The organism is Roseixanthobacter psychrophilus (assembly GCF_043195195.1).
Lineage (GTDB): Bacteria > Pseudomonadota > Alphaproteobacteria > Rhizobiales > Xanthobacteraceae > NCEH01.
Genome location: NZ_JBAFWT010000015.1, coordinates 105,533 through 116,435 on the forward strand (window position 1 = coordinate 105,533; position 10,903 = coordinate 116,435).

Consider the following 10,903-nt stretch of genomic DNA (forward strand, 5'->3'; position numbering starts at 1 on the left):
GATGCAGCATTAGAGTAGCCCGTTCGCACTTTGGGATGTTTCTGCCACTCGGCCTCTTTTGCACGGCTCCGTGCTAAGAGGACATCGATCGGCCGATGAAACAGCCGTATTTGAGAAGGAGGCTATCGCCTTCAAGACCCTGAGAAACATACCCCAACAAATGTCACGCGATGCGGTCCAGCAGATCGACCAGATGCTACAGCGGATCGGGCAGGAGCACCAAGCAAACATCGCTCTGGCCGTCGAATCAGGGAGTCGGGCCTGGGGTTTTGCCTCTCCAGACAGCGACTATGATTGCCGATTTATATTCATACGGGGCATCGACCAGTATCTAAGCCTATCACCACCGCGCGACGTCATCGAAATTCCGATTGACCCCATATTTGATATCAATGGCTGGGATCTGGGCAAGGCATTGAAGCTGATGCTCAAGGGTAACGCAGTCGTCATCGAATGGCTGCAAAGTCCGATTTCCTATTCCGGATCGGAAGAATTCAAAATAGAGCTCCTTGCCTTCGCAACGCAATTTGCGAGCCGAGAACTGGTGGCGCGCCATTATCTCCATCTTGGGCTTCGACAGCGGCGCATGTACTTTGGAGATGGAAGATATATTCCGTTGAAGAAGATATTTTATGCTTTACGTCCAGCAACGGTACTAAGGTGGCTGCGCCATCACCCGAGCGAGAGGGTGCCGCCTATGCACTTCCCCACGCTTATGGAAGAATCCGCGCCGCCGAACGCGATTTGTGATCTGGTGAGTTCGCTATTGGAACGAAAGGCGCAGGCGCGAGAATTTGGCACCGAATTAATTCCGCACGACATAGGTAGATATGTCGACGCCGAATTCGAGATGGCAGCCCACTTATTTAGCCCGTCAAGGGTCAAGCTTTCTCGGGAAGCGTATGAAGAGGCAGATGCATTCTTTTGCAGATGGGTTCGCAAATGCGCGACCGTTTAATATCATAAATCAGTCTGTGCTCTTGACGTCTGGCATTATCTCGCGAAATCGGGCCTTTCATAGCTGTCCCTATGATGGAAATGAATATTATTTCGCCGCCAGCGTCAAAGAAGCCGTCTTCGGATCATAGGTGTAGCTGGTGATCGTTCCGTTTTTGATACGCTCGATGGCCTCGTCGACGACGTAAAGCGGAACCAGAAACCACTCCCGCGGGATGATCGGTTGTCCGAAGCGGTCTTTGATTTCGATGTCTACCTTAGCTGCACCGAAGATTCGGTGGATTAAGTTTTCCAGCCGGATTCGGTTAACGTTAAAGAGTTCATAGGTCGCGACGATTTCGACGTCCGCCATCAGGAAGGTCGGATCAAGCCTTGCGTTGGCGATCCTCCGCGACACGTCCCCGCCGGTAACGCCGATCTTGTGCAGAACCTCACGATGTTCCGCGACCAAAGGGTGATCGGATTTGGAGCGGAGCACGTATACGATGCCGCTGGCTTCATCGCCGTCTTCGATCTGGGCTGCGAACAACGGCCCCGCCTCTGGATCGCTGATCCGCCTGCCAGCCTCGTCTTTGTAGAGCGCCCGCTGAAGCGACCGAAGGAGCAGATCAGTCTCTGTTCCGTTGGAGTAGATGACCCTCAGCCTTGCGTCCGTCTCGCCGTTCGTCGCTCTCATTGGTTCCCCAACCTGGGCGACATATGCTGTCTGCCCGCCCAGGATGAAGAACTGGCCCGCCTTGATTTCCGCTTTCAGGAAGCCTGCGTCCTTCACAAAGGGACGCGTGCTGCGGACGCCGCTTTGCAGGTCGCGCTGCACCTGATCGAAGAGCGGCTTGAAGTGCTCGAAATCCTCGCATTTCTGGCGATTGGCAATCTCCTCGGCCGCGCGCTTCTCCTCGGATGACCGGACATGCCGAAGGTCAGTGATGCCTCCCTCGTTCGGATCCAGCCCGAGCTGAGCAAGCAGTTCGTCATCGTCGAGGCCGTCGGGGGCCTCGCCTGGGTCGTCGTCGGCACCGGCCAGAAGCCCCTGATGATCGAGCGGGGCGATGACAGCGCGGCAATCGGCCTGCTCGCGCAGCCGATCAAGGCGCACGGCATAGAGCCGCTCGAAGATGTCGCGATCCTCCCCGTGCCGGGGGGCGTGGCCATGCTCGGTGACGAAACGCTGGATCTCCTCGAACCCGGCGATGATCCGCTCTTCCCGCGGGGTGCGGCTCGACGTCTTCTTTGCCTCGACCTCGACGCCCAGTTCTTCGAGCAGCGCGTCGTCCTCGTCGGTAAATTCCTTAGCCACGGGCCGCCTCCGCCTTCATCCGCTGAAGGAAGGCAACGCCCTGCGCCATCTTCTGCTCCCAGGCATCCTGCGATGTGCGCGAGGGCAATCGGCCGCGCTCCTGCTTGAATTTCAAGGCCCGCTTCGCCAGGGCGCGCGCTTCCTCCATGGTCAGGTTGATGCGCCGGGCGCCGATCACCGCGGCAACCTGCTTCAGGCTCTCCTCACTCATTGTCTTGGCGAGGATGGCATAAGCTTCGCCGAAGGGATTGATACGGTCGATCAGGTCGATATCGAGGTCCCGCACATCCATCGCAAACTTGCGAACACCCTGGACGAAGGCCGTGTTCAACCCCCTGTCGTCGCCGTCGGAGCCCCCGGCCGAGGCGACCTGCTTGGCCTTCTGCGTGAGGTTCAGGGCGGCAACGGCGTGTTGCCGCACAGCCTCCTGATCCTCGTCGTCCAGTTCGGGGAACTTGTCCTTGATGATCTTGCCCATGCGGAGCTGTGTCAGCTCTTCCGCCAAGGTCTCGCCGCCCGCGTGCTCGCCGTCGAACAGGCCGCGTGTGATGGTGGTCTTGTCCTGTACGAAGGCGGCGATGACCTCATTGAGATCCTGCTGGCAGATGCGCTGCGCCTCTTCACTCTTGGGCGTGACAAGTCCCTTGATCTCGATCTGGAATTTGCCGCTTTCCTCGTTGAAGCCCACATTACAGGCGTTCGGGTCATAGCCGCCCACGCCATAGTCGAAGCCCGGCGTCGGCTCGTTCTGTGGGTTCTTCGGCTTGAACTCGAAGCGCGGCGCCAACACCTGCTCCATGAGCAAGCTGGCCGCGATGGCCTTCAGGGTGTCGTTAACCGCCTCTGTGACGGCCTCTTCCGAGGCATCCGGCTCGGCGATCAGATTGGTGAAGCGTGCACGGGTTTTCCCCGGCGCATCACGGGTGGCGCGTCCGATGATCTGCACGATCTCGGTGAGGCTCGAGCGATAGCCCACGGTGAGCGCATGCTCGCACCAGATCCAGTCGAACCCTTCCTTGGCCATGCCGAGCGCGATGATGATGTCCACATGGTCGCGATTGTTCTTCTGTGCCGGATCCTTCAGCGCGGCGGAGACGCGGTCGCGCTTGGCGCCATCATCATCCACCAGGTCGGCGATGCGCAGCACGCGGCCTGCGGGCGTCTTCACCAGATGGAAGCCGGTTTCCGGATCGGGGTCCTGCCATTCGCCCAGCGCCTCGATGATGTGTTCCACCTCCTTGATCTTATCCTTCGTGCTCTCGCGCGAATTGACGGACGGGATGTGGACGATCGTCTTCTCGGCCGGATCGAGCACCTTCAGGATGTCGTCGGCATAGGAGCCCGCATAGAAGAAATAGCCGATGTCGAGCTGCTTGAGATGCTCATACCCATTGAGTTGCTCGTAATAGGTGTAGGTCACCGTATCGAACTTCGCCTCGTCCTCCGGGCTCAGGACGGCCTCGGCATCGCCCCGGAAATAGGAGCCGGTCATCGCCACCACATGCACGCGGCCCCGGGATACGAAGGCGCCGAGATGCAGGCCGAGTTTGTTGTCGGGATTGGCGGAGACGTGGTGGAATTCGTCGATGGCAATGAGGCGGTCGTCGAACACCTCCACCCCGAACCGGTCCACGGCGAAGCGGAAGGTGGCGTGGGTGCAAACCAGCACCTTGTCGTCGCTCGCGAGGAAGTCGCCCACGGCATTGACCTTGCCGCCATTGTCCCCGCCCGGCGCATTGCAGAGGTTCCATTTCGGCGCGACCACCCAGTCCGCCCAGAAGCCGGAACGGGTCAGCGCCTCATCGTGGAAACTGGAGCCGATGGACTTTTCCGGCACCACGATGATGGCCTGTTTGATGCCCTGATTGGCCAGCTTGTCGAGGGCGATGAACATGAGCGCGCGGCTCTTGCCCGAGGCCGGCGGCGACTTGATGAGCAGATATTGCTCGCCCCGCTTCTCATAGGCGCGCTCCTGCATGGGTCGCATGCCCAGGGCATTGGCCTTCGTGGAACTACCGTTGCGCAGGTAGGAGACTGAGACGGAGGGAATCTTCTGCGTCATGGCACGGTCCGTCCGGCTGCCGTCAACCCAGCGTCGAGCACGGCATCGATTATCATTCTATCAGCGAGAAAAAATTCGTTCCCCAGCGAGCGACCACCCTGCGCAAGAATAGCATCCTGCATGGCCCGCTCCGCCAATATCGCGGACATAGAGTCGTGAAGTGCGGCGACGCCTCGGCGTGCGGTAGAACATCCGATCTGCCAACGGAAGGCGCTCCCAGAAGGGTAGGCTGAATTCAGCCCCTCACACCTTGTCTCAGGGTCGGATGAAATGCCCGGCTTTATGATGACCTTTCCGAATGCACTGACATCATTGAGGAAAGTAGCTGCTTTGCCTGTCAATTGAAGCACGTAAAGATGTTTCGCCCCTTCTGCGGGCTCAACCCAGAAGCCTTGTTGCGATATCGGGCCGGGGCGGCTTGGGCGAAGCAGGCTCTCGAAGACCCCGCGAGCGTGAGGCGAAACTGGTGCGCCCCCAAAGACGTCAACCTCCTCAACCATTAGGTTGAAAAGCTTGCGGGCCTCTTGCGGCTCAAGGGGTGCACCCTGAGAGCCGAGAAACTGCGCCCGACTAGTGCCATCCGGCGTAAAATAGGTTTGGGGCGCAAAGTCCGCGATGCGCTGCCTTTGATCGGGCAATATGCGCCAAGCGCGAACCACCCTTACCGCAAAGTCCCACTTATCGCGGGTTTGCGGGTCTGCCCGCTTTTTTTCATAGGCTGACCTCGGCATGAAGTCGCTTGCCACACCCGTTTCATGCGAGCACTGGACGACCCCAACGATCTTTCCTTGCTCGTCCTTGGGTCCTCTCGTTGTCACCCAGATCAGAACGAGCACGCCGGGACGGCTACCCTCAAGGAAGCGCGCGCGTCTGGCTTCATCGGCGAAGCCGACAAAGCCCCAGACATCCGGATCGAACCCATCAAAACTGGTCAGCCACACGTTGGTTTCGTCAGCGCCATCGGCGATCCCGATCATTGTCATTTGCCAATGCTTCCATTCCGCTGCCGAGAGCGCCTCGCAGGCGCCGGCGTGCGTGGGTCCGTGGCCGTCATCTTCGTATAAAGCTCGAACAGCTTTTCCAGCCGCTCGGTGTCATTCTTGAACCGGCGGCCGATATAGATGCGCTCCAGCACCTCGTCATTGCGCTCATGGGCCGCGCGCAAATCGGCGGGCATGGTGTCCGGGTCATAGAGATCGGCAATGGTGGCCGGAAAATGCGCCTCGCGCGCCAGCAGGATGTCCTCGGCGCAGCGGGTCAGATCGGCCTTGTTCTTCTCGGTGAGTGGGGGGACAGGGAAGGTGTTCCAGCCGAGGGTGTTGGAGAAGCGAAAGTCAGTCTTAATCTTTCCGCAGACCGCGCCAATCCACACGAGCGAAAGGCGCGAAACAAATACTCCTATGTTCCATAACGGCGGATCATAAAATGCAAACGCACCATCTCCGACAATCGCTCCTTCAGGCAGCGAAACGACGGGATAATAGTCTCTCTTCTCAGAGGAATGCCTAGGTATTTGGAATACGCGCTCATGGCCTGATTGGCGAATTTGCTGAAATGCAAAAGGCGCTTTTGCGCCGGACCGCGTCAGTAATTTATCACTTTTAATGCGCATTTCGTAGACAATTTCGAATCTATTCTGAAATTCAGAAATTTCATTAAGATTCTCAAACTCTTCATCATTTGCCCAAATGCAGAAGCGCCCGGAGCCGTGTGTCCCATCATGCGCCCCAAAAAAGGGACGAATTACATGAGCGTAATTCGGAGCGGCGGCCTTTAGCAACGACGCTATTTCGGCATCAAAAATCAACCCGCCGCCATCCGCAGGCTTACTGCCATTGACCACAGGCGCCAGACCGTTTGCGGGGTCTGTTTCATTTTTCACATATACATCAACATATGGGATTAGGTAGGAATTTATGTTCTGAACTTCTCTAACGCTCTCCGCTTGACTATCAAAATAACGTATATTTCTCGGGAGGCGACCGAGTCCAACAATACATACTGATACGCCCGCATTTTTGTGAGCAAGATTTCTCCACTTGAAGGATGTGACGGCAAATGAAATTTTTACTGTATTGGAGATGCAATTTGGCCAGAATCTATAAACTTGCTCTCCTTGGCAGACTGAATTTGTGGTCACGAAAGCGAATGACGCATTCGATAATTCGATAAATTTTCGAGCTTTCCAAAAAAACCCTAAGATGTAATCGAAGGATTTCCATGTAGGGAATGTGGAGTTGAAAACAGCCTCCATATCTCCTTTTTGAATTTTGTCTTGCTCAGTGGCTCCCTTGTAAGGCGGATTCCCGCAAATATAGGTCTCCCCACCTTCATTTTCGAAATCAATCTGCGTCTGATCTAGCGGCAGGCCGAAAAGATCATCGGCCTGCACCTTCACGCCCGTCCCGGTCGGCGGACAAATGCTCAACCAATCCAGGCGCAGCGCATTCCCGCAGACGATCCAATTCTCCGCATCCAGCGGCAGGAAATCCTGCAAGGCTTCCTTCTGGCCGCGATAGAGCACGTCGCACTGATATTCGGCGATGATGAGGGCGAGGCGGGCGATTTCCGACGGGAAGTCGCGCAGCTCGATGCCCCGGAAATTGGTGAGCGGAATGTCGGAGCGCCGGTCCGCCTCGCCGCGCCGCCGGTTGATCTGCGCCTCGATAAACCGCATCTCCTTGTAGGCGATGACGAGGAAATTGCCGGAGCCGCAGGCGGGATCGAACACGCGGATACGCGCCAGCCGCCGACGCAGGTTCAGCAGCATGCGGGGATTGTCGCCCGCCTCCTCCAGCCGGGTGCGCAGGTCATCCAGGAACAGCGGGTTCAGCACCTTCAGGATGTTGGGCACGCTCGTATAGTGCATCCCCAGCGCGCCGCGCTCCTCATCATCCGCCACGGCCTGGATCATGGACCCGAAGATGTCCGGGTTGATCTTCGTCCAGTCGAGGCTGCCGATATTGATGAGAAAGGAGCGCGCCATCTTGCTGAAGCGCGGCACGTCCGTGCTGCCGGAGAACAGCCCGCCATTCACATAGGGAAACGCATCGGACCAGCGCGGCAGCCCGGCCTCGCGGCGATCCGCCATCTTGGTGGCCATGGCGCGGAAGAGCTGGCCGATCACCTCATGGGTGTTGGAGGCATCGCGCGCGCTCATCTGGTCGATGGTTGCGGTGAACAGCCCCTCGCCGAGGAAGATATCCGTATCCTCCGCGAAGAAGCAGAAGATGAGCCGCGCCATGAAATGGTTCAGGTCATGCCGCCGCGCCTCCGTGCCCCACTCCGGATTGTCCTTCAGCAGTTCCACATACAGCTTGTTGAGGCGGCTGGTGGCCCGGATATCAAACGCATTCTCGCTGATCTGCCGAACGGTGGTGATGCCGGCCAGCGGCAGGAAGAAGCCGAAATGATTCGGGAAGTCCGAATAGGCGCAGGCGATGGGTGCGGCATCGGAGACCAGATCCTCCGCCTCCAGCCACTCCCCATCGGTGGCCAGCACGAACTTCGCCTTCGCGCGCGCCGTCGCCGGGCTGGCCTTGAGCGCGGCCAGGGTCTGCGTCACCTGTCCGGGAGGCGCGACGGCGATATGGATGTTGTTGGTCTGAAGCACTGCGCCGGGCAGATCGGTCTTGTTCGTCTCCCCCTTTCGCAGCCGCTTCAGCGTCGTCTCTTTGTTCCCGAAGGCCTCAAGGAAGGCGAAGGCAAACTCCCCCGCGTCGAAGGGGCGCTCGGCGAGGTTTGAAACGGCTTCCTCGATCTCGACGGCATTCACTTTCGGCTTCCCCGCACCTTCCCAGGCCGTTCCGCGCACCGAACGACGCCGTGCTCCACGACGCTGTCCTTGCTTTTCCAAAAGCGGCATCTCCGCTTCGGCATGTCAACTGTCACAGACGATGATTCGGGCGCCGCTGTCGATTGTGGCGGCGCACATGAGCGCCACTGAAACCGCGCCGCCATGAACCGTTGTAAACCTACCGCCCATGGCTGGCCCAACACTGCGGATGCGGATTTTTCACGAGCCGGGATACCGTTCGAAGGCCGATTCCGCCCAGCCCTCCCCACCCATCTGCGCATCATGAAGATCGCGGGCGAGGTCGGCGATGAGGTCGGCGCATTCCACTTGGCGTGACCAGGGATGCTGGAAGACTTGGTCGGGAAACAGGAGGCCGAGCATGTTGCCGGCGATCGCCCCGGTGCTGTCGCTGTCCCCGCCATGCATGACGGCCATCCTCAACCCACTCTCAAGATCCGCGGCTGCAAGGCTGCAATAAAGAGCGATGGAGAGCGCCTCTTCCGCGACCCATCCGCCACCGAGGCTTTCCACAGTCTCCGGCCTTCCATCGCGGGGAGCATTCAAGGCTGCATGGATGGCCGCGGCGGTCTCCTTGCCGCCGTCGAGAACGAGGCACCGCTGGGCGATTTCCTCTGCTGCCGCTTCCAGAGCCGCGCCGGCCATCACGTTGGAGAGCAGCAACGCCCAGGCGGCGGCAGCGATCTGCCCGGTGGGATGGCCATGGGTGAGCGCCGACGTTTCCATGGCGAGACGAAAGACAGTGTCCGGGCGTGCGATTAAAGCGACCGGCGCGACGCGCATGATCGTGCCGCAGCCCTTGCTTGCGTTCCGAGCTGGCTGCCCAAACGCGCGCGCCTCTCGCAGCGCATGGAGGCAAGTGTTGCCGGGCGCCCTGATGGCATGCAGCCGCTGATCGCGAACCAATCCGACATCGTCGGTGTCCATCGCCGGTCGGCCGCCCTGGGTGCGATACCAGCGGAGCAGCGCATGGTGCACCACGGATGGCGGATGGCAGATGCCGCGCAGCGTGCCACGGACGACCGCCCGGATCAGCCCCTCCGCAGTGAACAGAGTCATCTGCGTGTCGTCAGTTACGGCGCCCGCGATCCCTTCATGGGGCGGCAACGCCGTCAGCCCTTCAGGGAAACGCAGCCGGATCTGCGCGAGTGAGAGAAATTCAATGTCGGCGCCGAGGCTGTCGCCCATAGCCCCTGCCAGCAGCGAGGCATGGCTCCGCCGCCAGGAGGCAAGGCCGTTGTTGACAAAAGCTGACATTGAAGCGCTCCCCCGGAGGAGCAGGATGACACATCTTTACGTCGCCGGCCCAGTGGCCCAGACAGCGGGTGGGTGCTTAAGCCACCAAAACATGTGGAGCGGAGGTCGAAACTGAATCTTTCGACATTGGAATTGAGCAAGAAACACCGGTTCTCGGGCATTAACCCCAACGCGCGCCCTGTCTCCGGCGGCATCTTTGCGACAGCTGCGACGGCAGATTGGTCGAAGGAGGTCGGAAATTCCGGGTAAAATCCCGGGTAAATATTATAGTTAAAGTGTGAGTTTTACGTTTGAAAACAATAAATTAGGGCTCAAAAATCGACCTCCTCTCTCTCCGCCAGCCTCCGCCGTTGCACGTTGCGGTGCGACAGTCTGCACGATGGCTACTCAGTAGTCGCCGATTGCCGCGGGAACTTCAAAAGCAGATTTAGCTGCAATTTGGCCCCCCTGATGAAAGCGGTGGCCCTCGACCACTAAATCAGGTTGGGATGTGCCCGGTCCCCAACCGCGGATTAATCAGATGAACTGCCGGGGACGATCGAGGAACTTCCTGTGCTCCCGTCGGGATCGGGGCCAAACCGGAGGGAATGCCTCCCGCTCGTGATGCGAGCGCCCTTGGCATCACGCTCACTTTTCATATGCGACAGCATAGGTCTCGCCCGTCCGTTTGATGCGTGCGAAGCCGGGTTCCCCGAGGTGCATGCCGGCGATCAGCTCCTGCTCGGCGGCCACGTAGTCCAGCAGCCTCGACCTCGTATCGGCGGCAAGACGCGCATCCTGATCGAACGCGATCGAAACGTCGGGCCGGGGAATCTGGATCTGCGGGAAATGAACGATGTCGCCCCAGACCAGCAGGCTCTTGCCATCTGAATCGAGCCGATAGCCGGTGTGGCCGGCGGTGTGCCCCGGCAGCGACATCGCCGTGATGCCGGGCAGCACCTCGCCGCCGTCAAAAGTGCGCAGCCTGTCGCGGTAGCCGTCGAACGCCTGCCGCGCCAAGAGGAAGTTGCCACGGGCACGCTCGGGCGCGCGGCTCAGATTGCCGTCATCCTGCCAGAACGCGACTTCCCGATGGTGGGCGACAAGCTCGGCATTCGGGAAGACGGCTTCCCCTGAAGCCTCCATCAGCCCCCCGACATGATCGGGATGGGCGTGCGTCAACAGGATCGCGTCAATCTCGCAAGGCTGGATGCCCGCAAGCAGCAGATTGGTTTTCAGGCGGCCGCCCCACTGCTTGAAACCGCCTGCTCCCGCGTCGATCAGGACGGTGCGACCGCTTCCGCGCACAAGGTAGCCGTTGATATGGATCGCGGTCTGATCCGTTATCCCTGCATCTTCCTGAATTCGGGAGGCATCGGCCGGGTCGATATTCGCGAGGAAATCGAAGCTGGCGTGGAGATAACCATCGCTGACGGCGGAGATATTTAGATCACCGACCTTGTAGGCGGGGAATGTAAGACTAGACATCATCTGTCTCCGGATATTGGGCTCAATTTCGCGCGTGAATGCTCGACGC

At 59.3% G+C, this 10,903-nt stretch carries 7 protein-coding genes; 1 reads left to right on the forward strand and 6 read right to left on the reverse strand.

Going from position 1 to position 10,903, the window contains the following annotated elements:
• Positions 1 to 160: 160 nt before the first annotated feature.
• Positions 161 to 958 (forward strand): nucleotidyltransferase domain-containing protein, encoded by a 798-nt coding sequence (locus tag V5F77_RS15045; protein ID WP_429006167.1) that lies wholly within the window; start codon positions 161 to 163, stop codon positions 956 to 958.
• A gap of 87 nt (positions 959 to 1,045) precedes the next feature.
• On the opposite strand, the gene V5F77_RS15050 is transcribed toward V5F77_RS15045, so the two are convergent.
• The 6 genes from V5F77_RS15050 to V5F77_RS15075 form a co-directional block, all read right to left on the reverse strand.
• A complete protein-coding gene (locus tag V5F77_RS15050; protein ID WP_429006168.1) occupies positions 1,046 to 2,254 on the reverse strand; it encodes a GIY-YIG nuclease family protein in 1,209 nt (402 codons plus the stop codon).
• Positions 2,247 to 4,316, reverse strand: coding sequence for a DEAD/DEAH box helicase (locus tag V5F77_RS15055; protein ID WP_429006169.1), 2,070 nt, complete (start codon positions 4,314 to 4,316; stop codon positions 2,247 to 2,249). The genes V5F77_RS15050 and V5F77_RS15055 overlap by 8 nt, the downstream gene beginning before the upstream one ends.
• On the reverse strand, positions 4,313 to 5,299 hold the full coding sequence (locus V5F77_RS15060) for a hypothetical protein (RefSeq protein ID WP_429006170.1): 987 nt from the start codon (positions 5,297 to 5,299) through the stop codon (positions 4,313 to 4,315). The genes V5F77_RS15055 and V5F77_RS15060 overlap by 4 nt, the downstream gene beginning before the upstream one ends.
• On the reverse strand, positions 5,296 to 8,091 hold the full coding sequence (locus V5F77_RS15065; protein WP_429006178.1) for a class I SAM-dependent DNA methyltransferase: 2,796 nt from the start codon (positions 8,089 to 8,091) through the stop codon (positions 5,296 to 5,298). Before V5F77_RS15065 ends, V5F77_RS15060 begins: the two co-directional genes overlap by 4 nt.
• A gap of 240 nt (positions 8,092 to 8,331) precedes the next feature.
• Complete coding sequence (locus V5F77_RS15070) at positions 8,332 to 9,387, reverse strand: ADP-ribosylglycohydrolase family protein (protein WP_429006171.1); 1,056 nt, start codon at positions 9,385 to 9,387, stop codon at positions 8,332 to 8,334.
• A 627-nt stretch (positions 9,388 to 10,014) separates the two neighbouring features.
• Positions 10,015 to 10,903 (reverse strand): MBL fold metallo-hydrolase (locus tag V5F77_RS15075; RefSeq protein ID WP_429006172.1); only part of this gene is annotated, 889 nt, incomplete at its 5' end.